21 protein-coding genes are annotated in these 23,650 nt (G+C 71.4%); 12 read left to right on the forward strand and 9 right to left on the reverse strand.

The features are described from left to right. Positions 1–6: 6 nt before the first annotated feature. The 4 genes from ACLBX8_RS14930 to secG all read right to left on the reverse strand — a co-directional run bounded on the left by ACLBX8_RS14930 (position 7) and on the right by secG (position 4,329). Positions 7–1,596 carry a S10 family peptidase gene (locus ACLBX8_RS14930; RefSeq protein WP_447715439.1) on the reverse strand — a complete coding sequence of 530 codons (1,590 nt, stop codon included), beginning with the start codon at positions 1,594–1,596 and terminating at the stop codon, positions 7–9. A gap of 2 nt (positions 1,597–1,598) precedes the next feature. Beyond that, complete coding sequence (locus tag ACLBX8_RS14935) at positions 1,599–2,051, reverse strand: DNA polymerase III subunit chi (protein WP_020094625.1); 453 nt, start codon at positions 2,049–2,051, stop codon at positions 1,599–1,601. Between the two features lie 58 nt (positions 2,052–2,109). Continuing rightward, positions 2,110–3,738 carry a CTP synthase gene (locus ACLBX8_RS14940; RefSeq protein ID WP_020094624.1) on the reverse strand — a complete coding sequence of 543 codons (1,629 nt, stop codon included), beginning with the start codon at positions 3,736–3,738 and terminating at the stop codon, positions 2,110–2,112. Positions 3,739–3,894: 156 nt separating this feature from the next. Then, on the reverse strand, positions 3,895–4,329 hold the full coding sequence (gene secG / locus ACLBX8_RS14945; protein WP_042672232.1) for a preprotein translocase subunit SecG: 435 nt from the start codon (positions 4,327–4,329) through the stop codon (positions 3,895–3,897). A 305-nt stretch (positions 4,330–4,634) separates the two neighbouring features. Here secG and ACLBX8_RS14950 point away from each other — a divergent pair, with 305 nt between their 5' ends. Further along, positions 4,635–5,093, forward strand: a complete 459-nt coding sequence (locus tag ACLBX8_RS14950; RefSeq protein ID WP_447698872.1) for a nuclear transport factor 2 family protein — start codon at positions 4,635–4,637, stop codon at positions 5,091–5,093. 55 nt (positions 5,094–5,148) lie between these two features. Here the strand turns inward: ACLBX8_RS14950 and tpiA are convergent, their stop codons facing one another. Beyond that, positions 5,149–5,910 (reverse strand): triose-phosphate isomerase, encoded by a 762-nt coding sequence (tpiA, locus tag ACLBX8_RS14955; protein ID WP_020094621.1) that lies wholly within the window; start codon positions 5,908–5,910, stop codon positions 5,149–5,151. A gap of 186 nt (positions 5,911–6,096) precedes the next feature. Between tpiA and ACLBX8_RS14960 the strand changes: the two genes are divergently transcribed. The 7 genes from ACLBX8_RS14960 (at position 6,097) to ACLBX8_RS14990 (ending at position 13,908) form a co-directional block, all read left to right on the forward strand. After that, on the forward strand, positions 6,097–7,998 hold the full coding sequence (locus ACLBX8_RS14960) for a peptidyl-prolyl cis-trans isomerase (RefSeq protein ID WP_447698871.1): 1,902 nt from the start codon (positions 6,097–6,099) through the stop codon (positions 7,996–7,998). Positions 7,999–8,001: 3 nt separating this feature from the next. Continuing rightward, positions 8,002–9,522, forward strand: coding sequence for an anthranilate synthase component I (gene trpE, locus ACLBX8_RS14965; protein WP_447698870.1), 1,521 nt, complete (start codon positions 8,002–8,004; stop codon positions 9,520–9,522). Positions 9,523–9,616: 94 nt separating this feature from the next. Continuing rightward, a complete protein-coding gene (locus ACLBX8_RS14970) occupies positions 9,617–10,231 on the forward strand; it encodes an anthranilate synthase component II (protein ID WP_042672235.1) in 615 nt (204 codons plus the stop codon). 34 nt (positions 10,232–10,265) lie between these two features. Beyond that, positions 10,266–11,303: an anthranilate phosphoribosyltransferase gene (gene trpD, locus ACLBX8_RS14975; protein ID WP_447698869.1), complete on the forward strand. Its 1,038-nt coding sequence runs from the start codon at positions 10,266–10,268 to the stop codon at positions 11,301–11,303. Then, entirely contained in the window at positions 11,300–12,187 is an 888-nt protein-coding gene (trpC, locus tag ACLBX8_RS14980) for an indole-3-glycerol phosphate synthase TrpC (protein ID WP_447698868.1), read from the forward strand. The genes trpD and trpC overlap by 4 nt, the downstream gene beginning before the upstream one ends. Before the next feature lie 3 nt (positions 12,188–12,190). Beyond that, positions 12,191–12,682 carry a cyclic pyranopterin monophosphate synthase MoaC gene (moaC, locus tag ACLBX8_RS14985; protein ID WP_020094615.1) on the forward strand — a complete coding sequence of 164 codons (492 nt, stop codon included), beginning with the start codon at positions 12,191–12,193 and terminating at the stop codon, positions 12,680–12,682. After that, positions 12,679–13,908, forward strand: coding sequence for a molybdopterin molybdotransferase MoeA (locus tag ACLBX8_RS14990; RefSeq protein ID WP_447698867.1), 1,230 nt, complete (start codon positions 12,679–12,681; stop codon positions 13,906–13,908). The genes moaC and ACLBX8_RS14990 overlap by 4 nt, the downstream gene beginning before the upstream one ends. 3 nt (positions 13,909–13,911) lie before the next feature. On the opposite strand, the gene ACLBX8_RS14995 is transcribed toward ACLBX8_RS14990, so the two are convergent. Next, positions 13,912–15,696, reverse strand: coding sequence for a hypothetical protein (locus ACLBX8_RS14995; RefSeq protein WP_447698866.1), 1,785 nt, complete (start codon positions 15,694–15,696; stop codon positions 13,912–13,914). Between the two features lie 208 nt (positions 15,697–15,904). On the opposite strand from ACLBX8_RS14995, the gene ACLBX8_RS15000 reads away from it, so the two are divergent. From ACLBX8_RS15000 to ACLBX8_RS15010, 3 genes are all read left to right on the forward strand, one after another. Continuing rightward, positions 15,905–17,407 (forward strand): NAD(P)/FAD-dependent oxidoreductase, encoded by a 1,503-nt coding sequence (locus tag ACLBX8_RS15000; protein ID WP_020094612.1) that lies wholly within the window; start codon positions 15,905–15,907, stop codon positions 17,405–17,407. Positions 17,408–17,675: 268 nt separating this feature from the next. Then, positions 17,676–18,959: a PQQ-dependent sugar dehydrogenase gene (locus ACLBX8_RS15005; protein ID WP_447698865.1), complete on the forward strand. Its 1,284-nt coding sequence runs from the start codon at positions 17,676–17,678 to the stop codon at positions 18,957–18,959. Between the two features lie 150 nt (positions 18,960–19,109). Next, complete coding sequence (locus tag ACLBX8_RS15010) at positions 19,110–19,427, forward strand: c-type cytochrome (protein WP_091680759.1); 318 nt, start codon at positions 19,110–19,112, stop codon at positions 19,425–19,427. Positions 19,428–19,534: 107 nt separating this feature from the next. On the opposite strand, the gene lepA is transcribed toward ACLBX8_RS15010, so the two are convergent. From lepA to ACLBX8_RS15025, 3 genes are all read right to left on the reverse strand, one after another. Continuing rightward, positions 19,535–21,337 (reverse strand): translation elongation factor 4, encoded by a 1,803-nt coding sequence (gene lepA / locus ACLBX8_RS15015; protein WP_042669970.1) that lies wholly within the window; start codon positions 21,335–21,337, stop codon positions 19,535–19,537. Positions 21,338–21,562: 225 nt separating this feature from the next. Beyond that, on the reverse strand, positions 21,563–21,763 hold the full coding sequence (locus ACLBX8_RS15020; protein ID WP_010682254.1) for a hypothetical protein: 201 nt from the start codon (positions 21,761–21,763) through the stop codon (positions 21,563–21,565). A 61-nt stretch (positions 21,764–21,824) separates the two neighbouring features. Continuing rightward, positions 21,825–22,610, reverse strand: coding sequence for a HugZ family pyridoxamine 5'-phosphate oxidase (locus ACLBX8_RS15025; protein WP_447698864.1), 786 nt, complete (start codon positions 22,608–22,610; stop codon positions 21,825–21,827). Positions 22,611–22,923: 313 nt separating this feature from the next. Between ACLBX8_RS15025 and ACLBX8_RS15030 the strand changes: the two genes are divergently transcribed. Beyond that, a complete protein-coding gene (locus ACLBX8_RS15030; RefSeq protein ID WP_020094607.1) occupies positions 22,924–23,634 on the forward strand; it encodes a response regulator transcription factor in 711 nt (236 codons plus the stop codon). Positions 23,635–23,650: the final 16 nt, after the last annotated feature.

The raw sequence follows: 23,650 nt of genomic DNA on the forward strand, positions 1-23,650 counted from the left end.
GAGGCGCTACGGCGCGGTCCTGAGATGCTCGGCGGGGGCTCCGGCCGGACGGGTCGAGCCGGCGTCGCGCACCTTCAGGGCGTCCGTGTACATCCGCTCCACGTCCGTCCGGAAGGCGGCGCGCGAATCCGGACGCGTGTAGAACATGTGCCCGCCCGGATAGACCGCGAGGCTCAGGCGGCCGGCGGCGTAGGCGGGGACCTGCGCCAGCAGGAGCTTCGAGGCGAAGTAGGGCGTCACCAAGTCGGTGAAGCCGTGCGCCACGAGGACGCGCAGGTGCCCGTCGAGCGCCAGATCGCCCTTCAGGTTCGACAGGACCTCCGGGGCCTGCCGGCCCGAGCCCCAGCTCCAGCCGCGATTGACCGCGTTGTTCAGGAGCTCGTAACGCATGTTGGTCACCGGCCATTTCAGCGTCCGCGCGTAGAGGTCGAGCATCGCGCTCGTCAGCGGTGCCTGGAGGGCGGTGAGCTGGGGATCCTCGAAGCTCGACTGGGCGGCGTCCGGGTTCGGGTCCCAGCCGGTGATGCCGGTGTCGTAGGCGCTGGTCACGCGCCCCTCGGCGCGGTCGATCTCGCGCTGGACGCTCCGGGTCGAGAGGCGCGCCGCCTGGGCACGCACCAGGGCGGGGTCGAGACCGACGAGGGGCGCGACCTTCTCGGTCATCCGGGCGACGGCGGCCGTGTCGCTCGGCCCCTTGAGCAGGTCGCTCAGGTACGGGCCCGAGGCGTAGGCCTCCGCGTCGCCGAGCAGGGTCGGCGTCGGCACCGTGCCGGCCCGCTCGAGCGCGCCCGCCGCCAGCGAGGGCAGCTTCAGCACGTAGCCCCAGGGGTTGGCCCGCGGCGTCTCCAGCCACGCGAAATCGAGCACCGGCGAGAGCAGCACCATGCCGGACAGGCCGACGCCGATCTCCTCCTGGAGCTTCTCGGCGATCAGCGGGCCGCGGAAGCCGCCGTAGCTCTCGCCGACGAAGAATTTCGGGCTCGCCATGCGGTCGTTGACGCGCAGGTAGCGCGCGATGGTCGCCGCCAGAGTCGAGGCGTCGGAATCGATCGACCAGTAGGCCTTGCCGTTCCCGTCCGCGGCCCGGCTGTACCCGGTCCCCACGGGATCGAGGAAGATGAGGTCGGTGAAGCCGAGCCACGTCCCGTCGTTGGGCGTCAGCGTCACCGGCTGCGACGGGCTGATGCTGTCGCCGCCGACCGGCAGCCGCCAGGGCCCGATCGCCCCGATATTGAGATAGGCCGAGGCGGCGCCCGGGCCGCCATTGACCGCGAAAGTGACGGGACGCTCCCGGCCGGCCTGCGGCGCCATCGTGTAGGCGACGTAGGCGATCTCGGCCTGCAGCTTGCCCGCCTCGTCGACGAGGGGCAGGCTGCCGGCGGTGGCGGTGAAGTCGAGGGTCCGGCCGTCCGGCAGCGTCACGCTCTGCTTGGTCGTCGAATCGGGCGGCAGGCGGCGCCCCTCCGGGCCGCGCTGCGCCGGTTTGCTCTCCGCGGGATGGCCGTGCGGCGCGTCCTGGGCGAGGGCCACTGTGGGCGCTGCGAGGGCCAGGGCGAGGGCGAGCGCGGCGCGCCCGAGACGTGCGTGGGGGGCCATTATCAAGCCTTCTTGTTCCAGCGTCCGGACTCGTCCTGCTGCCAGTAGGCCACCGCGTGGCCGGCGTCCTTGGCCTGCTTCCACTGCTCGCGGGCGCGCAGCAGCGCGTCCTGGTCAGTCCCGTCGAACAGGATGCAGATCCGCTCGTACTGCCCGGCGTCGGGCGGCAGGTCGGCGCCCTCCACCAGGAAGCGGATCGAGGCGGTGTTGGGATTCACGTCCCGGAGCGTGAGCACCACCGGCTGGCTCGCGGCGTCGGGCTCGCGGTCGGTGCCGTGCGGCAGGAAGCTCTCGTCGGAATAAGTCCAGAGGTGGTCATCGAGCGCCTGCAGGCGCTCCTCGCTCGCCGCCTGGATCGCGGCCTGCCAGCCGCGGTCCAGCGAGCGCTCGACGAGGTTCGGCAGCACCTTCTCCAGGGGCTGCCGCTGCATGTGGTAGAAGAGGATCTCGGTCACGGCACCGAGGATATAGGGCCGCGGGCCGCCGCGCGAGCAGCGGCGCGCCGCCGCGGCCTCAGACCAGGCGGCTCTGCTCGATCGCGGCGCCGACGAAGCCCTTGAACAGCGGGTGCGGCTCGAACGGACGCGACTTCAGCTCCGGGTGGAACTGCACGCCGATGAACCATGGGTGCCCGACATGCTCCACCGTCTCGGGCAACAGGCCGTCGGGAGACACGCCCGAGAAGCGCAGGCCCTTGGCCTCCAGCCGCTCGCGATAGGCCATGTTGACCTCGTAGCGGTGGCGGTGGCGCTCCGAGATCTGATCGGACCCGTAAATCTGGGCGATCTTGGACTCGGGGTCGAGCTTCGCCTCGTAGGCGCCGAGCCGCATCGTGCCGCCGAGATCGCCGGCCGCCGCGCGCCGCTCCAGCTCGTTGCCGCGCAGCCACTCGGTGAGCAGGCCGACCACCGGCTCGGCGGTGTCGCCGAACTCCGTGGAGTTGGCCTCCGGCATCCCGGCCAGCGAGCGGGCCGCCTCGATCACCGCCATCTGCATGCCGAAGCAGATGCCGAGATAGGGGATGCGCTTCTCGCGGGCGTAGCGGGCCGCGCGGATCTTGCCCTCGGCCCCGCGCTGGCCGAAGCCGCCCGGCACGAGGATCCCGTTGAGGCCTTCGAGGAAGGGCGCCGGATCCTCGCGCTCGAACACCTCGGCCTCGATCCACTCGAGATTGACCTTCACCCGGTGGCTGATGCCCCCGTGTGTCAGCGCCTCGGTCAGCGACTTGTAGGCGTCCTTCAGCCCCGTGTACTTACCCACGATGGCGATCGAGACCTCGCCCTCGGGATTGCGCACGCGCTCGGCGATGGTCTGCCAGCGGCCGAGATCCGGCTCCTCGCCGTGCTCCAGGCCGAAATGGCCGAGCACCTCCCGGTCGAGGCCCGCGGTCCGATAGGAGAGCGGCACCTCGTAGATCGAGGCCACGTCGAGGGCCTCGATGACCGCGGTCTGGCGGACGTTGCAGAACAGCGCGAGCTTGCGCCGCTCGTCCATCGGGATCGGCCGGTCGCACCGGCAGAGCAGGATGTCGGGCTGGATGCCGATGGAGCGCAGCTCCTTCACGGAGTGCTGGGTCGGCTTGGTCTTCAGCTCGCCGGCGGACGGGATGTAGGGCAGCAGCGTCAGGTGGACGTAGCAGCAGGTGCCCCGCGGCAGCTCCTGCCCGAGCTGCCGGATCGCCTCGAAGAACGGCAGGCCCTCGATGTCGCCGACCGTGCCGCCGATCTCCACCAGCACGAAGTCGAAGCTGTCGTTGCCGTCGAGGACGAAGTCCTTGATCGCGTTGGTGACGTGCGGGATCACCTGGATCGTGGCGCCGAGGTAGTCGCCGCGGCGCTCCTTGGCGATGATGTCCTGGTAGATCCGGCCCGTCGTGATGTTGTCGGCCCGGCTCGCCGGAACGCCGGTGAAGCGCTCGTAATGCCCGAGGTCGAGGTCGGTCTCGGCGCCGTCGTCGGTGACGAACACCTCGCCGTGCTGCGTCGGGCTCATCGTGCCCGGATCGACGTTCAGGTAGGGGTCGAGCTTGCGCATCCGGACCCGGTAGCCGCGGGCCTGGAGGACCGCCGCCAGGGCCGCCGAGGCGAGGCCCTTGCCGAGGGAGGAGACCACGCCGCCGGTGATGAAAACGTACCGCGTCATGGGCCTCGGTCCATAAAGAAGCTGCTGGCATTTGCCAAACGACGGAGGCCCCGGCCCGCGCATGGGCTGGGGATCGCGGAACGCATGGCGTGGACCGGCCGAGCGCCGGTCCGTCGGGACAAGGGTCGGACGCTGCGCCGCTCGCGGCGCGCGCCGTCAGCGCGACTGCGGCGCGTCCGGAACCGCCGGCTGGGCGGGGGCCGGCTGCGCGGGAGCCGGCTGGGCCGGGGCGTTCGCGGGCGCCCGGTCCTGCTGCTGGCGCAGCGTGTCGAGCAGGTTGTCGGCACCGGTCGGCTGCTTGGCGGGCTGGCCGGAGGTCTGCGGCGCGCCGGTGTCGAGGATCGACTTCGGCGCCGCCGAGCGGTGCGACAGGATCGCGAGGGTCAGGCTGGTGGCGAAGAACAGGGCCGCCAGGATCGCGGTGGCCCGCGTCAGGGCGTTGGCCTGGCCGCGGCCGGTCATGAACCCGCCGACGCCGCCACCGCCGCCACCGCCGCCGAGCCCGAGTCCGCCCTCGGAGCGCTGGAGCAGCACGACGCCGATCAGCGCGAGCACGATGATGAGGTGGACGACGATCAGGACGGTCTGCATCGGTGTTCCGGGATCTTCTTCAGCGCCGCGCGCCGGCAGCGGGCACCGGAAGACGAACGCACGAGGGCCGGGGCCCGCGATCGTCCACGAACCGCCCCGACGCACGGGCGTGCGGCGGGGGCTTCGGGGGACGCTTCGGGCGGACCGGCCGGAATTCGGCGACGGCATACACCACCGGTCGCCCGCCGCCAACCTGACGCGCGCGGCCGACTGTCCGCTCCGACCCTCGCCTTCGTCGGCGCACCGTGCTCTCTGCCGGGGCAGGGCGGCCGACCGAACGCGCCGCCCGGTCCGGGAGGCAAGCCATGTCCGTGTCACGCCGTGCGGCGCTCGCAGCCGCCATCGCCGCACCCGTCCTGATCCGCCCGGGCTCCGGCTCCGCGGCCGGAACCGATCCCTCCACCCGGGGCGCCGCGGTCGAGCAGGCGGTCGACGCCCTCACCGAGGCTCTCCTCGCCGCCGACGGTCCGGCCCTCGACGCCCTGACCCTCGACGGGCTGAGCTACGGCCATTCCAGCGGTCAGGTGCAGGACAAGGCGGCCTTCATCGAGACGCTGACCAGCAAGCGCTCGACCTTCCCGAGCATCACCCTGTCGGACCGCTCCGTCTCGGTGGTCGGCGACGACGCCATCGCGCGCCACGTTTTCACCGGCGAGGTGGTCTCGGGCGGCAAGACGTCGCCGGTCCATATCGGCGTGATGCAGGTCTGGCACAGCGACGGCGGCCGCTGGCGGCTGCTCGCCCGGCAGGCCTTCAAGATCTGACGGTCGCGCGGCGCGTCTGTCGCGCCGCGCCCAGCCAGGCTTCGCGGGCCCGCGCTCAGGCGTAGGCGGCGCAGATCCCCAGGAAGTCTTCCGCCACGAGGCTCGCGCCGCCCACGAGCGCGCCGTCGACATTGTCCACCGACAGGAGTTCCTTGGCGTTCCCGGGCTTCACCGAGCCGCCGTAGAGGATGCGGATCTTCTGCGCCTCGTCGCCGACGAGCTTGTCGAGCATCTCCCGCAGGGAGGCGTGGACCTCGGCGATGTCGCGCGGCGTCGGCGTCCGCCCGGAGCCGATCGCCCAGACCGGCTCGTAGGCGATCACCGTGTCGGCCGCCGTCGCGCCCTTCGGCAGGCCGATGGCGAGCTGGGCGCGGACGATGTCGAGGGCGCGGCCCTGCTCGCGCTCCTCGATGGTCTCGCCGACGCAGACGATGCCGCACAGGCCGGCGCGGCGGGCGCCCAGCGCCTTGGCGTGGACCCCGTCGTCGGTCTCGTGATGGTAGGCCCGGCGCTCGGAATGGCCGACGATCACGTACTTGGCGCCGAGATCGGCGAGCATCTCGGCCGAGATCGAGCCCGTGAAGGCGCCGCTCGGCCGGGCGTGCAGGTTCTGGCCGCCGATCGCGATCGGCGATCCGGCCGCCGCCGCCACGCAGGATCCGATCAGCGTCGCAGGCGGGCAGATCAGCACGTCGATGCGCGACGCGAGGTCCGGCGAGAGCCCGTCGCGAATCGCCTCGACAACCTGGATGGATGCCCGGGTCCCGTTCATCTTCCAGTTGCCGGCGACAAGCGGCTTGCGCCCAGACTGCGTCATTCCTGCCCTCGCTCCGCCGCGGCTTTCTCGAAGTCGCCGGGGCCTACCAGAGCCAGCTTGAGCGTGCAAACGGCCGGGACCGCCCGAGCCTTTGCCTGTGGACGCGAATGGTCTATCGCGGTCGGCTCTCAGGGACAGCGCCGGCCCGGTGACGGGGCGGCTGCCGAAGGTACTCGATCACAGACCATGCTTCAGGGCATCCGCAACGCCAGCCAGCACTGGCTCGGCAAGATCGTCTTGACGATCATCTTCACGCTGCTGATCGCCGGTGTCGGCATCTTCGGGGTGGAGGAGTTCTTCCGCGGCGGCGCGAGCAACAAGGTGGCCACGGTCGGCAGCACGCCGATCACGGCCGAGCAGGTGCGCCAAGCCTACCAGAACCAGCTGCAGCGCTATCAGACCCAGCTGAAGCGTCCGCTGACGCCCGACCAGGCGCGGATGCTCGGCCTGGACCGGCAGGTGATGTCCCAGCTGATCACCGAGGCCGCCCTCGATCAGAAGACCCACGATCTCGGCCTCACGGTGCCGGATTCCTCAGTGATCAAGGCGATCCACGAGGAGAAGAGCTTCCAGAACCAGCAGGGTCAGTTCGAGCCGCAGCTCTTCTACCAGACCCTGCAGCGCGCCGGCCTCAACGAGGCCCTGTTCGTGCGCGAGCAGCGCTCGGTGATCGCCCGCCTCCAGCTGGCCGAGGCGGTGTCGTCGGATCTGCACGTGCCGCTCGCCATGCGGGAGGCCGTCCATCGCTACACCACCGAGCGCCGCGCGGCCGCCTACCTGATGCTGACGCCCTCGGTGGCCGGCCAGATCCCCGAGCCGACGGACGACGAGCTGAAGACCTGGTACGAGGCCAACAAGTCCGGTTTCCGGGCGCCGGAGTTCCGGGCGGCCAACCTCCTCGTGGTCGAGCCCGAGGCGATGGCGAAGCCCGACGCGATCACCGAGGCCGACGCCCGCGCCGCCTACGCGCTGAACAAGGACCGCTACGGCACGCCCGAGAAGCGCACGATCCAGCAGATCGTGTTCCCCGACGCGGCCGCCGCCGAGGCGGCCCGCAAGGCGATCACGGACGGCTCCAAGACCTTCGACGCGGTGGCGGCCGAACGCGGCACCGACGAGAAGGACCTGACCCTCGGCACGCTGGCCAAGAGCGAGCTGTTCGACAAGGCCGTCGCCGACGCCGCCTTCGCGCTGCCCGAGGGCGGCGTGAGCCAGCCGGTCCAGGGCCGGTTCGGCACCGTGCTGCTGCGCGTGACCAAGATCGAGGCCGGGACGGTGAAGCCGTTCGAGGCGGTGGACGGCGAGATCCGCAAGGCCCTCGCCCTGGCCCGCGCCCGCGACGCCATGGAGACCACCCGCGACGCGATCGAGGACCAGCGGGCCGGCGCCAAGCCGCTGGCCGACATCGCGGCCGAGCGTGGCCTCAAGGTCGTCGCCGTGAAGGCGGTGGACGTGAACGGCAAGGGACCGGACGGGCAGCGGATCACCGACATCCCGGACCCGGAGACCACCCTGCCGGCCCTGTTCCGCGCCGAGATCGGCGGCGACAACGAGCCCCTGCGGACCAAAACCGGCGGCTACGTCTGGTACGACGTCACGGGGATCGACGCCGCCCACGACAAGCCCCTCGACGAGGTCATGGACGGCGTGAAGGCCGGCTGGACCGCGACCGAGATCGCCAAGCGCCTCCAGGCCAAGGGCCGCGAGCTCGTCGAGAAGATCAACAAGGGCGAGACCATGGAGGCCGCCGCCCAGGAGGTCGGCGTCAACGTGCAGGAGGCGCAGGATCTCGCCCGCAACCAGGCCAAGGACATGCTCACGGCCGACGTCGTGAACCTGATCTTCGCGACACCGGTGGGCAAGGCCGGCACGGCGGCTGCCGGCGATTCGCGGGCGGTCTTCAAGGTCACGGCGGCCACGGTGCCGGCCTTCGTGGCCGACAGCCCGAGCGACAAGCAGATCACGCAGAGCTTCCAGGCGGCGCTCGCCGACGACGTGCTGTCCGAGTACATCAGCGAGGTCCAGAAGAACGCCGGCGTGAAGGTCGATCCGGCCGCCCTGCGGCGCGCCATCGGCGGCGAGTACTGAGGCATGGCCGACGCGCCCGATTACGCGGCCTTCGCGGCGCGCTACGAGGCCGGGCAGCCGAGCCTCGTGGCGGTGAGCCTCGTCGCCGATCTCGAGACGCCGGTGGCGGCGTTCCTCAAGCTGCGCGCCGGCCATGCCGGGCCGGCCTTCCTGCTCGAATCGGTCGAGGGCGGCGCCGTCCGCGGCCGGTACTCGATGATCGGCCTCGATCCGGACCTGATCTGGCGCTGCCGGGCGGGCGCGCCCGCGATCGCGCGCGGGGCCGATCTCACGCGGTTCGAGCCGGATTCGCGGGCGCCGCTGGCGAGCCTGCGGGCCCTGATCGCCGAGAGCGCCATCGGCGAGTCGGACGGCCAGGACCTGCCGCCGATGGCCGCCGGCCTGTTCGGTTACCTCGGCTACGACATGGTCCGCGCCATGGAGCGGCTGCCGGAGCCGAACCCGGATCCGCTGGGCGTGCCGGACGCGATCCTGGTGCGCCCCCGGGTGATGGTGGTGTTCGATTCGATCCGCGACGTCATCACGGTCGTCTCGCCGATCCGGCCCGCCCCCGGCACCGCGGCCCGGGCCGCCTACGAGGACGCGCTGCAGCGCGTCGACCGGGTCGCCGCCGCTCTGGAAGGGTCACTGCCGATCGAGGCGCGGGTGGACCTGTCGGCGGTCGCCCCGCCCGAGCCGGTCTCGAACACGCCGCCGGACGATTTCTTCGCCATGGTGGCGCGCGCCAAGGAGTACATCGTCGCGGGCGACGTCTTCCAGGTGGTGCTGTCCCAGCGGTTCTCGGCGCCGTTCACGCTGCCGGCCTTCAGCCTGTACCGCTCGCTCCGGCGGACCAACCCGGCGCCGTTCCTCTGCTACCTCGATTTCGAGGGCTTCCAGATCGTCTGCTCCTCGCCGGAGATCCTGGTGCGGGTGCGCGACGGCGTGGTCACGGTCCGCCCGATCGCGGGCACGCGCCGCCGCGGCGCGACCCCGGCCGAGGATACCGCCCTCGCCGAGGAGCTGCTCGCCGACCCGAAGGAGCGGGCCGAGCACCTGATGCTGCTCGACCTCGGCCGCAACGACGCCGGCCGGGTCTCGCGGATCGGCAGCGTCCGCGTGACCGACTCGTTCTTCATCGAGCGCTACAGCCAGGTCATGCACATCGTGTCGAACGTCGAGGGCGACCTCGACCCGCGCCACGATCCCCTGGACGCCCTGGCGGCGGGATTCCCGGCCGGCACGGTCTCGGGCGCCCCGAAGGTGCGGGCCATGGAGATCATCGACGAGCTGGAGCGCGAGAAGCGCGGGCCGTACGCGGGCTGCATCGGCTATTTCGGCGCGCGGGGCGAGATGGATACCTGCATCGTCCTGCGCACCGCGGTGGTGAAGGACGGGACCATGCACGTCCAGGCGGGGGCCGGGATCGTCTACGATTCCGATCCCGCCTCCGAGCAGCAGGAATGCGTCAACAAGGCCAAGGCACTGTTCCGGGCCGCCGAGGAGGCGGTGCGCTTCGCCGCGCAGGCCAAGCGCGGGCAGTAGGGCGGACGCGCGGCTGCGCCGCCGTCCGACGCCGACGGTTGACCGCGCGGGTGCGAGCGGTCACATCGCCTGCATGCCCGAGCGTGCCGCCGCGATGCCCAACGTCCTCGTCATCGACAACTACGATTCCTTCACGTGGAATCTCGTGCATCTGATCGGGCCGCTCTGCGGCGCGGTCGAGGTCGCGCGCAACGACGCGCTCACGATCGCCGACATCCGCGCCAAGGCGCCCGACGCGATCGTGCTGTCGCCCGGGCCGTGCACGCCCACGGAGGCGGGGATCTGCCTCGACGTGGTCCGCGACCTGTCCGAGGAGATCCCGATCTTCGGCGTGTGCCTCGGCCTCCAGGCGATCGGCCAGGCCTTCGGCGGCGACGTCGTGCGCGCGCCGCTGCCGCTCCACGGCAAGGTCTCGACCATCCGGCACGGCGCGCGCGGCCTGTTCCGCGGCCTGAACGACAGTTTCGAGGCGACGCGCTACCACTCCCTGGTGGTCGACCGCGCGACCTGCCCGACGGCCCTGAGGGTCACCGCCGAGGCCGACGGCCTGATCATGGGCCTGGAGCACGCCGACCGGCCGCTCCACGGCGTCCAATTCCATCCCGAGAGCATCCGGTCGCAGCACGGCACGGAGATCGTGAAGAACTTCCTCGATCTCGCCGCCGCCTGGAACACGGCGCGTGACAGGACGCGTGCCGACGTGCATTGACGCCGGGGGCCGGGGCGGCCCTCCGTAAGAACCCATGGACAGCTTCAGACCCCATCTCGCGAAGGTCGCCGGGGGCCTCGCCCTCGACCGCGCCGAGGCCCGCGCCGCCTTCGACGACCTGCTGTCGGGCGAGGTCACGCCGGTCCAGGCCGGCGCCTTCCTGACCGCCCTCAAGGTGCGCGGCGAGACCGTCGAGGAGATCGTCGGCGCCGCCGAGGCCATGCGGGCGCGCATGACCCGCGTCGCGGCGCCCGCGAACGCCGTCGACGTCGTCGGCACCGGCGGCGACCATTCCGGCAGCGTCAACGTCTCGACCCTGGCGGCGATCGTCGTGGCCGCCTGCGGCGTGCCGGTGGCCAAGCACGGGAACCGGGCGGCGACCTCGCGCTCCGGCGCCGCCGACGTGCTCGCGGCCCTGGGCGTGCGGCTCGGGCTCGATCCCGCCGCGCAGGCCCGCTGCCTCGCCGAGGCGGGCCTCTGCTTCCTGTTCGCGCAGGCCCACCACCCGGCGATGCGCCACGTGGCGGCGGTCCGGTCCGAACTGCCCGTGCGGACGATCTTCAACCTGCTGGGGCCGCTGAGCAACCCGGCCGGCGTCGGCTACCAGCTCTTCGGCGTCGCCCAGGAGGCCCTCGCGGAGCCGCTGACGCGGGTCCTGGCCGAGCTCGGCAGCCGCCGGGTCTGGACCGTCCACGGGTCCGACGGGCTCGACGAGATCACCGTCACCGGTTCGACGCGGGTGGTCGCCCTCGACGAGGGGCGGCTGTCCCACTTCACCATCGACCCGCGCGACTTCGGTCTGGCGCTGCGCGCGCCCGAGGAGCTGCGCGGCGGCGACCCGGCCGACAACGCGCGGTCCCTCGAGGCCGTCCTGGCGGGGGCGCGGAACGCCTACCGGGACATCGCGGTCCTCAACGCGGGGGCGGCGCTCGTCGTCGCGGGGGCCGCGCAGGCCCTGGCGGACGGCGTCGCGCAGGCGCAGGATGCCGTCGATTCCGGGGCCGCCCGGGCGACGCTCGCCCGCCTCGTCCGGGCCTCGAACGACCACTCCAACGGGCAGGAGGGCCGATGAGCTCGCTGACGCACGAGGCGACCCCGGAGACCGGCGCCGGGACGCCGACCGAGCGGCCGAACGTCCTCGCCCGCATCGAGGCCTACAAGCGCCGCGAGATCGCCGAGGCGAAGCTGCGCGTGCCGCTCGCCAAGCTGGAGCGGAAGGTCGCGCAGGCGGAGCCGGTGCGCGGCTTCGCGGCGGCGATCCGGAGCCACCTCGCCGCGGACCGCCCGGCGCTCATCGCCGAGGTGAAGAAGGCCTCGCCCTCGAAGGGCCTGATCCGCGCCGATTTCGACCCGGCAAGCCTCGCCGCCGCCTACGAGGCCGGCGGCGCCACCTGCCTGTCGGTGCTGACCGACGAGCCCTCGTTCCAGGGGCGGCCGGAGTACCTGACGGCGGCGCGCGCGGCCTGCGGGCTGCCCGTCCTGCGCAAGGATTTCCTGTTCGAGCCCTATCAGGTCTACGAGGCCCGGGCCTGGGGCGCCGACTGCATCCTCGTCATCATGGCCTGCCTCGACGACGACGAGGCCGTCGCCCTGGTCGAGACGGCACACCTCCTCGGGATGGACGTCCTGGTCGAGGTGCACGACGAGGCCGAGCTGGCGCGGGCCATCCCCCTCGGCACAGCGCTGATCGGCATCAACAACCGCAACCTCAAGACCTTCGAGGTCTCGTTCGAGACCGCGATCCGGCTGGCGCCGGGGATCCCGGCGGACCGGATCGCCGTGGCCGAGAGCGGGATCGGCGACCACGCGGACGTGGTCCGGCTGCGCGACAACGGCCTCGGCGTGGTGCTGGTCGGCGAGAGCCTGATGCGGCAGCCGGACGTCGCGGAGGCGGCCCGCGCCCTGCTGTTCGGCGCCGCGGAGGCCAAGGGCGGCAAGCCGCGGAAGAAGGCGTAAGGCATGCGGCCGGGCTCGACGCTGACCCATCTCGACACCAGCGGCGCGGCCAACATGGTCGACGTCACCGACAAGCCCGCCACCGACCGGACGGCCCGGGCGGAAGGCCAGATCGTGATGAAGCCCGAGACCCTGGCCCTGATCCGCGAGGGCGACGCCAAGAAGGGCGACGTGATCGGCACGGCCCGGCTCGCCGGCATCATGGCGGCCAAGCGCACCCACGAGCTGATCCCGCTCTGCCACCCGCTGCTGCTGTCGAAGGTGCGGGTCGAGTGCGAGCCCGACGACGCGCTCCCGGGCCTGCGCATCGCCGCCGAGGTCCGGGTCCAGGGCCCGACCGGCGTCGAGATGGAGGCGCTGACCGCCGTCTCGGTGGCGTGTCTCACGGTCTACGACATGGTGAAGGCGGTCGATCGCGGCATGCGGATCGAGGGGATCCGGCTGACCGCCAAGGACGGGGGCCGCTCGGGCACCTACCGGGCCCCGGCGGAATGAGCGGCTTGATCCCGGTCGCCGAGGCGCTGGCGCGGGTGCTCGCGAGCGTCGCCGCGCCGGTCGAGCCGGAGACCGTCCCGCTGGCGCAGGCCTGCGGCCGGACGCTCGCCGCGGACGTCGTCGCCTCACGGACCCAGCCGCCGTTCCCGGCCTCCGCCATGGACGGCTACGCCGTGCGCGGCGCCGACGCCGGGGAGGTCGGGGCGATCCTGCGGCTGATCGGCGCCAGCGCGGCCGGTCACGGCTTCTCCGGCCGCATCGGCCCGGGCGAGGCGGTCCGGATCTTCACCGGGGCGCCGGTGCCGGAGGGCGCGGACGCGATCCTGATCCAGGAGAACGCCGCCGCCGAGGCGGGCGCGGTGCGCGTCCTGGAGCCCGTGGAGCCGGCGCGGTTCATCCGCCGGGCCGGCCTCGACTTCACCGCCGGCGAGACCCTGATCCCGGCCGGCATGAGCCTCGATGCGCGGCGGCTGGCGCTCGCCGCGGCGGCCGGTCATCCGCGCCTCCCGGTCCGCCGCCGACCGCGCGTCGCGATCCTCGCCACCGGTGACGAGCTGGTGGAGGCGGGCGCGACGCCCGGCTGGGACCAGATCGTCGCCTCCAACAGCCTCGCGCTCGGTGCCCTCGCCGCCGAGGCGGGCGCCGACATCGTCGATCTCGGCATCGCGGGGGACGACCACGACGCCCTGGCGGACGCGTTCCGTCGCGCCCGCGCGGCGCGGGCCGACCTGCTGATCACCCTCGGCGGCGCCTCCGTCGGCGACCACGATCTGGTTCAGGCCGCGCTCGCCAAGGAGGGGTTGGAGCTCGGCTTCTGGCGGGTCGCCCTCCGGCCGGGCAAGCCGCTGATGCACGGCCGCCTCGGCGACATGCTGGTCATCGGCCTGCCGGGCAACCCGGTCTCGTCCATCGTGTGCGGGCTCCTGTTCGTGGTGCCGGCCATCCGCGCGTTCCAGGGTGATCCGCGGGCCGGTGCCGACCGGAGCGAGCCGGCGACGCTCGGCCGCGACATGCCGGAGAATGACGGCCGGGCCGACTACATGCGCGCGAGCCTCGCCCTCGAGCCCGACCGTCTGCCGGTCGCGACTGCCGAGCGGCGTCAGGACTCGTCGATGCTCGCCGTCCTCGGACGGTCCGAAGCCCTGCTGATCCGCGCCCCGCACGCGCCGGCCGCGCGCGCCGGCGATCCCTGCCGGATCATCCGCCTCGATCGGCGCCTGCTCTGATCGTCAGGGCGCGACGCGCCAGACCTTGAGGGGACCGGGCACGTCCAGCGGCACGAGGCGCGCGCTCCGGGCCGCGCCCGCGGCGAGCCGCGTGGCGAACGCCGTCTCCGCCTGAAGGTTCTCGGCCGGCCGGGCCGGGCAGGCGACGATGTAGCGGACGTCGAACGCCGTCAGCACCCGGTCGAGGTCGGCCTCGGTGCCGCCCAGCCCCTCGATCGCCGCCGTGAGGCCGGGAATGGCCCGGTGATAGGGCGCGGCGATGATGCTGTGCGGGGTGCGGAGGAGGATCGACGGCCCCATGAAGATCGGGGCGAGCACGGTGCCTTCCGACAGGTGCGCCAGGGGGCGGACCGCGGCGTCGCCGAGGCAGGCATTGGTCTCGGCCGCGTCGGGCGCGTTGCGCAGGCCGGGCGCGAGGGTCTCCGCCAGGAGCGCCGGGATCATCCAGAGGCTGCTGACCATCGCGGCGCCGAGGAGCGCGACGGGCCAGCGCCGCGCCCCGGCCGGCAGGGCTGCCCGTGCCAGCGCGCGGTCGAGGACTACGCCCGCCACCAGCGGCACGAAGCCGGAGACGATGTAGAGTCCGCGGAACTGCGCGACGCCGAGGATCAGCCCCGGCCACAGGAACAGCGCGACCACCGACCAGGCCCGGCGTTCGGGGCCGCGCCACACCATCCCGGCGGCCGTGAGACTCGCGAGGATCACGACCGGGTAGAAGACCAGCGCCTCCCACTGGCCGCGGGCCACGAACTTCGCCAGCGGCGCCATCTCGTTGACCGTGAGCAGCCAGTGGATCCGCACCAGCGGCGGCATGTCGGGGAACGGGCCGCCGAGGCAGGACGGGAAGGCGGCGGCGAACCCGGCCAGCAGAACGCTGCCCGCGAGGCCGGCCAGGGCGAGGCGCGCCGGGACCGTCGCGAGGCGCTCGCCCGCGGCGGCGGCGATCGCGGCGAGGGTGAGGCCGCCCAGGGTGAGCCAGAGCCAGGGTGGCGAGAGCGCGTCGCAGTGGGAGACACCCCAGAGCGAGGGGGCCGTCTGGATGGCGAACAGCGCGGGGGCGGCGAGGCCTAGACCCAGGCCGAAGCCCGCGAGCGACGCCAGCGCGGGCTGTCCGCGCAGGCACCAGTCGCCCGTGAGGAAGAGGGCCGCCAGCGCGACGAAGGGCAAGCCCTCGAGCCCGATCGCCAGCGACACGGCCGCCAGGATCCCGCCGATCAGGCCGGGTCGCAGGCCGCCGCGGATCATGCAGAAGGCGAGACCGAGGATCGAGAGAATCTGCAGATTGTGGTGGTCCACCCGCCCCGCCTGGAACTGGATCGTCACACCGAAGGTCTGCGTGGCCGCGATCAGGGCCAGGACCGCGGCACGGCTGCCGAAGCTGTGTCGGACACCGCGATACAGGAGCCAGGCGTAGAGCCCGAAGAGCAGCACGGGCCAGAGTGCCGCCGTCAGGCCCTCGGCGAGCGCGGGGCCCGTCAGGGGCGTGAGCGCCAGGATCAGGCCGGCGATCGGCGCGTCGACGAGGCGCGACCAGTGGCTCGGCACGCCGCCCGGGGGCAGGAATCGGTACTGGACGTTATCGTACCAGCCCTGGCCGGCCACCAGGTCGCGCACTTCCACGAGGCGCATCGCGTCGTCGGTATCCGGGACGCGCAGGTGCTGGACGGTTTCCCAAACCGCGTGGGGCGCGTTCATCGTCGCGATGCAGAGGGCGGCGAGGATCCACAGCAGCGTGCGGGCCTCGATCCGCCCGCGCGGTCGGGAGAGGGGTAGCGCCGGAGCCGGCATGGTTGGTGGATCACCCGGGCGGGCGGTCGATGCCCTCGCCGGCATGCTCGCGCGGTTCCGCTTAACGCGCGGTCAAAGGGCACCGGACGCGCGGTCCGGACGTCGAGCCGGCCCCGCGGCGCCAGCGATTCCTTAACCACGACCGGGCATCCTGGCGACCGGTCGGCGTCCTGCGCGTCGCGCGCCGCACCAATCGCCGGAGCATGGGATGAGCCACCACACCGAGACGCTGGTGATCGGCGCCGGGCCCGCGGGTCTGACTGCCGCCTACCTGCTGTCGAAGAAGGGCCGCTCCGTCACCGTTCTGGAGCGGGATCCGGCGCAGGTCGGCGGGATCTCGCGCACTGTCTCGCACAACGGCTACCTGTTCGACATCGGCGGCCACCGGTTCTTCTCGAAGTCCCAGGCCGTGGTCGATCTCTGGGACGAGATCCTCCCAGACGACTTCATCGAGCGCCCGCGCCTGTCGCGGATCTACTATCGCGGGCGCTACTACGCCTACCCGCTGAAGGCCTTCGAGGCTCTGCGCAACCTCGGGATCCTCACCAGCGCGGCCTGCGTCGCCTCCTACCTCTACGCCCGCCTGCGGCCGGTGGCGGAGCCCAAGACCTTCCATGCCTGGGTCCGCAACCAGTTCGGCGAGCGCCTGTTCTCGATCTTCTTCAAGACCTACACCGAGAAGGTGTGGGGTATGTCGTGCGACGCGATCTCGGCCGACTGGGCGGCGCAGCGCATCAAGGGGCTCGACCTCGGCGCGGCGATCCGCGACGGCATCAAGCGGTCGCTGGGCCTGCGCAAGGCGCCGAAGGCCGGCGGCCCCGTCATCAAGACTCTGATCGAGTCGTTCCGCTATCCCCGCCGCGGCCCCGGTATGATGTGGGAGGCGGCAGCCGCCAAGATCCGCGCCCAGGGCGGGCAGCTGAAGCTCGACCGCGGCGTCGACTCCCTCAGCTACGATGCCGGCACCGGCATCTGGACGGTGGCGGCCCGCCGCTCGGACGGCAGCCGCGAGACCTTCACGGCCCGCAACGTCGTCTCGTCCGCGCCGGTCCGCGAGCTCGTCGACGCCATCCGCCCGCGGCCGCTCAGCACCTTCAACGCCCGGGCGCTGAAGTACCGCGACTTCCTGACGGTGGCGCTCATCGCCAAGTCGGACAAGAACTTCCCGGACAACTGGATCTACATCCACGACCCGTCGGTGAAGGTCGGTCGGGTGCAGAATTTCCGCTCCTGGTCGCCCGAGATGGTGCCGGACGCGGACCACACCTGCCTGGGTCTGGAGTATTTCTGCTTCGAGGGCGACGGCCTCTGGAACGCCGACGATTCGGAGCTGGTGGAACTCGCCAAGCGCGAGATCGGTCAGATCGGCCTGATCGACCCGGCAGACGTCGTCGATGCCTGCGTGGTCCGCCAGCCGAAGGCCTACCCGGTCTACGACGAGGAGTATGCCGGCCACGTCGTCACCGTGCGGCGGGAGCTGGAGCGGGATTTCCCGAGCCTGCACCTCGTGGGCCGCAACGGCATGCACAAGTACAACAATCAGGACCACGCGATGATGACCGCGATGCTGACCGTGGAGAACATCCTCTGCGGCCGGCGCCGGCACGACGTCTGGCGGGTGAACGAGGACGCCGAGTACACCGAGTCCGGGGTGTCGGGGGCCGACGTCGCCCTGGGCAGCGAGCGCCTCGTCCCGCGCAAGGTCGCCTGAGGCCAGTTCCAATCGGCCTCCCGTCTTTGCGAGCGAAGCGAAGCAATCCAGGGCGGCGCTGAGCGCCTAGAAGTCGCGCTGCCCCGGGTCGCTTCGCTTCGCTCGCGATGACGGCGTGTGCGACCCCACTGAGGTGACGATCGGAAACCCCGCGGTCGGCGACAGGGCCCGGGCCGCGTCACCGGCGCGGCTTGCCGGTCTCTGCGGCGCCCCTATCGTTCTCTCCCGGTAATGCCCTGGTCCAAGGGCCGCCGGGAGGATTCTATCGATGCGATCTCTGCTTCTCGCCGCGCTCTTCGCGGGCGTGGCCATGCCGGCGGCGGTGCTCCCCGCCCTGGCGCAGGGTGCGGCCCCTGCCGAGACCAAGGCCAAGACCGACGACCTCGAGAAGCTCCAGGGCTTCCACAGCACGGACACGCAGGCCGCCGCCGAGATCCCGCAGACCGGCCGCCGCGCCGACGCGATCCGTAAGAACCTGTCGAAGGTCAAGCTGCCGGACGGCTTCAAGATCGACCTGTACGCGGTGGTGCCGGATGCCCGCGCCATCGCGGTCGGTCCCAACGCCGGTGTGCTGTTCGTCGGCACGCGCAAGAGCAAGATCTACACGGTCACCGACCGCGACAAGGACCGGGTTGCCGACGAGGTCCGTCCCTTCGCGCCGGGCATCACGTTCAAGATCCCGAACGGCGTCTGCTTCTCGAAGGACGGCGTGCTCACCGTGGTCGAGCAGAACCGCGTCCTGGCCTTCCCGGCCGCCGAGTTCTTCTACGAGAACCCGGACGTCGCCGCCGGCGTGCTGGTCAAGCAGGGACAGCTGATCCCGGCCTCCGAGGAGAGCTTCAACCACACGGCCCGCGTCTGCCGGGTCGGGCCGGACGGCAAGACCTACATCGCGCTCGGCCAGCCCTACAACGTGCCGCCCGCCGAGAAGGCGGACCTCTACAAGAAGACCGGCATCGGCGGCATCATCCGCATCGACGCCGACGGCAAGAACCGCGAGGTCTACGCGACCGGCATCCGCAACTCGGTCGGGATGGATTTCAATACCGACAAGTCGCTGTGGTTCACCGACAACCAGGTCGACGGCATGGGCGACGACAAGCCGCCGGGCGAACTGAACCGCTCCACCAAGGCGGGCGAGAATTTCGGCTTCCCGTGGTTCGGTGGCGGCTCGGTCCGCACGGTCGAGTACAAGGACCAGGCCCCGCCGGCCGACGCCGTCGCCCCGCAGGCCGAGCTGCCGCCGCACGCGGCCGATCTCGGCATGACCTTCTACAACGGCAAGCAGTTCCCGGCCGCCTACAAGGGCGGGATCTTCATCGCCGAGCACGGCTCGTGGAACCGCACTGAGCCGGTGGGCGCCCGGGTGATGTTCGCCAAGCTCGGGGCCGACGGCAAGGTCGAGTCGGTCAAGCCGTTCGCGGAAGGGTGGCTCACCGGCGACGGCGAGTATCTCGGCCGCCCGGTGGACGTCGCGGTGATGCTCGACGGCTCGCTGCTGGTCTCGGACGATTCCGCCGGGGCGATCTACCGGATCTCCTACGAGAAGTAGTCTCTTGTCACCTGGCGCCTCTCCGCTCGTGAGGCGCCAGGTCGCGGAAAGCCGCAACGCGCCCTCTCTGACGTGCAGGAGAGGGCGCGCGCCTCCCGTTCCGACGCGAGCGGGCAAGTCTTCACTGATCTCAGAGTTCGAGCCCGCCCGATGATCCGCCCGCTTCTCGTCCTCGCCGCCACCCTCGTCCCGCTCTCGGCGCAGGCCGGCGACGCGGCCGCAGGCAAGAAGCGCGCGACCGCCTGCCAGACCTGCCACGGCATGGACGGGCTCTCGAAGCTGCCGGAGGCGCCGAACCTCGCCGGGCAGGTCGAGCCCTACCTCGTGAAGGCGCTCACCGAGTACCGCGACGGCAAGCGGCAGAACGAGATCATGAACGTCGTGGCGAAGGAACTGTCGGACGCCGACATCGCCAATCTGGCGGCGTACTACGCGGGCATCCAGATCGACGTGCTGCCGCCGGGGTAAGCGGCACCACCGTCATTGCGAGCGGAGCGAAGCAATCCAGGGCGGCGGGCCATTGACGAGCGTCGCGCACCTGGTTTGCTTCGCTCCGCTCGCAATGACGCGGAGGATCAATCGTCCATCTTCAGTGCGGCGATGAACGCCTCCTGGGGGATCTCGACGCGCCCGAACTGGCGCATCTTCTTCTTGCCTTCCTTCTGCTTGTCGAGAAGCTTGCGCTTGCGCGAGATGTCGCCGCCGTAGCACTTGGCGGTGACGTCCTTCGACAGCGCCCGGATGGTCTCGCGGGCGATGATCTTGCCGCCGATCGCCGCCTGGACGGGGATCTGGAACAGGTGGCGGGGGATCAGGTCCTTCAGCTTCTCGCACATGGCCCGGCCGCGCGACTCGGCGCGGGTGCGGTGGACCAGCATCGAGAGGGCGTCCACCGGCTCGGCATTCACCAGGATCGACATCTTCACGAGGTCGCCCTCGCGGTAATCCGACACGTGGTAGTCGAACGAGGCGTAGCCCTTCGAGATCGACTTCAGCCGGTCGTAGAAGTCGAACACGACCTCGTTCAGCGGCAGGTCGTAGACCACCATGGCGCGCTTGCCGACGTAGTTGAGGTCGATCTGCACGCCGCGGCGGTCCTGGCAGAGCTTCAGCACGCCGCCGAGATACTCGTCGGGCGTCAGGATCGTGGCGCGGATCCACGGCTCCTCGATCGTCTCGATCTTCATGATGTCCGGCATGTCGGCCGGGTTGTGGAGCTCCTTGGTCTCGCCGTCGCGCATCTTCAGGTGGTAGACCACCGAGGGCGCCGTGGAGATCAGGTCGAGGTTGAACTCGCGCTCCAGCCGCTCCTGGATGATCTCCAGGTGCAGGAGCCCGAGGAAGCCGCAGCGGAACCCGAAGCCCAGCGCCGCCGACGTCTCCATCTCGTAGGAGAACGAGGCGTCGTTGAGCCGGAGCTTGCCCATGGCGGAGCGCAGGTTCTCGAACTCGGCCGCGTCTACCGGGAACAGGCCGCAGAACACCACCGCCTGGACCTCCTTGAAGCCCGGCAGCATCTCGGTGGTCTGGCGCTTGTCCTCGGTGATCGTGTCGCCGACGCGGGTGTCGGCCACCTCCTTGATCGAACCGGTGAAGAAGCCGACCTCGCCCGGGCCCAGCGCGTCGATGTCGGCCATCTTCGGCCGGAACACACCGATCCGGTCGACGCCGTAGACGGCGTCGGCGCCCATCATGCGGATGGTCATGCCCTTCTTGAGTGTGCCGTCGATGATCCGCACCAGCACGACGACGCCGAGATAGGCGTCGTACCAGCTGTCCACGAGCAGCGCCTTCAGGGGCGCGTCGCTCCTGCCCTTCGGCGGCGGCAGGCGGGTGACGATCGCCTCCAGCACCGCCTCGATGTTGAGGCCGGTCTTGGCCGAGATCGGCACGGCATCGGAGGCGTCGAGGCCGATCACCTCCTCGATCTGCTCCTTGACCCGGTCCGGCTCGGCGGCGGGCAGGTCGACCTTGTTGAGGACCGGGACGATCTCGTGGTTGGCGTCGAGCGCCTGGTAGACGTTGGCGAGCGTCTGCGCCTCGACGCCCTGCGAGGCGTCGACCACCAGGAGCGAGCCCTCGCAGGCGGCGAGCGAGCGCGAGACCTCGTAGGCGAAGTCCACGTGGCCGGGCGTGTCCATCAGGTTCAGGACGTAGTCCTTGCCGTCCTGGGCCTTGTACTCCAGGCGCACGGTCTGCGCCTTGATGGTGATGCCGCGCTCCTTCTCGATGTCCATCGAGTCGAGCATCTGCTCGCTCATGTCGCGGAGCGCGACCGTGCCGGTGGCCTGGATCAGCCGGTCGGCCAAGGTCGATTTGCCGTGGTCGATATGCGCGACGATCGAGAAGTTGCGGATGGTGTCGATCGGGGCTGTCATCGGCATTCCGTTCGGGCGCGCGCCGGCGCGCACCGTCTGACGTCGGGACGTGTTCGGATGGAGCGGCTCCCGCGCGAGATAGCAGCGCGGCGGGAAGGCGCCAAGCGCGGCCTGAGCGCCCGGGGGGAGAGCGGGCCCGGTCGGTGATCGCACGCAAGCGAACGGGGGCCGGAACGAGCCGGCCCCCGGGTCACGATCGTGTCTGGCGCCGAGGAGCGATCCGGCTCAGCGACCGCGGTCGCGGATCAGTCGCTCGATCTCGGCCTCGCCGTGGGAGCGCGCCTTGGCCTCGGTCGGATGCTTCCGGTCCGAGCGCTGGTGCAGCTTGCCGTGCTTGCGGATGCTCCACTGGAACAGGGAGCCGCTCTCGCCGACCGGCTCCACGTCGAGGCTGAAGGGGTAGGTATCTGTCTGGGTATCGCTCATGGGGCCGATATGGGGCGGTCAGCGACCTTTCGCCATGCCTGATCGCCAAGTCCTTGCGCGTTTACGCGTCCGCACCGGTCGCGCGCGCCCGCGCGGCCATGGCAACGAGGCTTTTGCGCAGCGCACCCATGTCGGTGACGCGCTCCGGATAGGGGACGCGCACCGTTCGGTCGGCCGCCATCAGGTCCATGCCCTCGGGGTCGAGGCCGGTGAGTCGCCAGGGCAGGTCGGCCGCGCCGCCGGCGCCGGCAGCGTAGAGCGCCAGCGCGTCGGCGTGGTCGGCGTTCATGTGCTCGACGGCGCCCCGCTCGCCCGCCACGATCGCCTGCGCGTCCGAGAGGTCGAGGAGGAGCTGGTCGCGGGTCAGGGTCGCGGCCTTGGCGAAGCCGCCATTGAGATGGCCGGCCTCCGGCGCCAGGGCGAAGAAGCCGAAATCCGGGAAATCGGCGTAGAGCTTGGCCTTCGGGTGCCGGGCCAGGAACCGCTCCCGGGCCCGCGCCTCGGCGGTCTGCAGAGCGCGTCCGACCACGGTCAGGCGGGGATGGGCGAGCGGGTCGCCCTTGCCGCCCTGCGAGAACAGCAGCGAGCAGCGCGGGTCGGCCAGCAGGTTGCGGGTGTGGGCCGACAGCCGCGACAGCAGCATCAGCGGCGTGCCGTCCGCATCGGTGGCGATGGTGACGAGGGAGGCGAAGGGCGTGCCGTCCGGCTCCAGGGTCGCGAGCGCCCCGGACCGGACGCTGCGCAGGAGCGTGCGCGCCAGGCCGATCGCGTCGAACGGCGCCGCCTCGGCCGGCAACGGACGGGCCGGTCCGCCCGCGCCCTGACCCGTGTCGATCGTCTCGCCCATGCGCGGTTCCTCCCCTCCGGACAGTCGCCCGGTTCCGCCGCCACGTTAGCGGCGCAGCGTCGGCGGCGCGAGGCACCGCGACCGCGTCAGATGGGCCGCGGAAGGACCGGTGCGCGCCCGTGTTACGGCCAAGCTATGACCGCCGCTCGCTTTTTCCGATCGGCCGTACTAAAGCACCTGTCCCTTTGCGTGTGCCGGGCTGCGCCCAAACTGCCCGGTTCGCGTTTTTGTCTGCCCCCTCGGGGCCGGGACGTGGCGCGGCCTGTGCGAAGAGCCGGGACCGCGCCTGAGCCCGTTCAGTCAGGGACCGCGCATGCCGACCATCGCCCTCGTCGACGACGACCGGAACATCCTAACCTCTGTGTCGATCGCGCTGGAGACCGAAGGCTACCGCATCCAGACCTACACGGACGGGGCCTCTGCGCTGGACGGTCTGCGCCACTCCCCGCCCGATCTCGCGATCTTCGACATCAAGATGCCGCGCATGGACGGGATGGAGCTTCTCCGACGCCTGCGGCAGAAATCTGACCTTCCCGTGATCTTTCTGACGTCGAAGGACGAGGAGATCGACGAGCTGTTCGGCCTCAAAATGGGCGCGGACGACTTCATCCATAAGCCGTTCTCGCAGCGCCTGCTGGTGGAGCGGGTGAAGGCGGTGCTCCGGCGCTTCGCCAAGGAGGCCCCCGGCAGCACGCCGCGCGGCGAGGCCGAGGTCGCGGCCCGGTCGCTCGAGCGCGGCGCGCTGATGATGGATCCCGAGCGGCACACCTGCACGTGGAAGGGCGAGCCGGTGACGCTGACGGTCACGGAGTTCCTGATCCTCCAGGCGCTCGCCCAGCGCCCCGGCGTCGTGAAGAGCCGCAACGCGCTCATGGACGCGGCCTACGACGACCAAGTCTACGTCGATGACCGGACCATCGACAGCCACATCAAGCGGTTGCGGAAGAAGTTCAAGGTCACCGACCAGAGCTTCGACATGATCGAGACGCTCTACGGCGTCGGCTACCGCTTCAAGGAGGCGTGATCTCCAGGATCAGCCC

Source organism: Methylobacterium sp. D48H, from assembly GCF_053345715.1.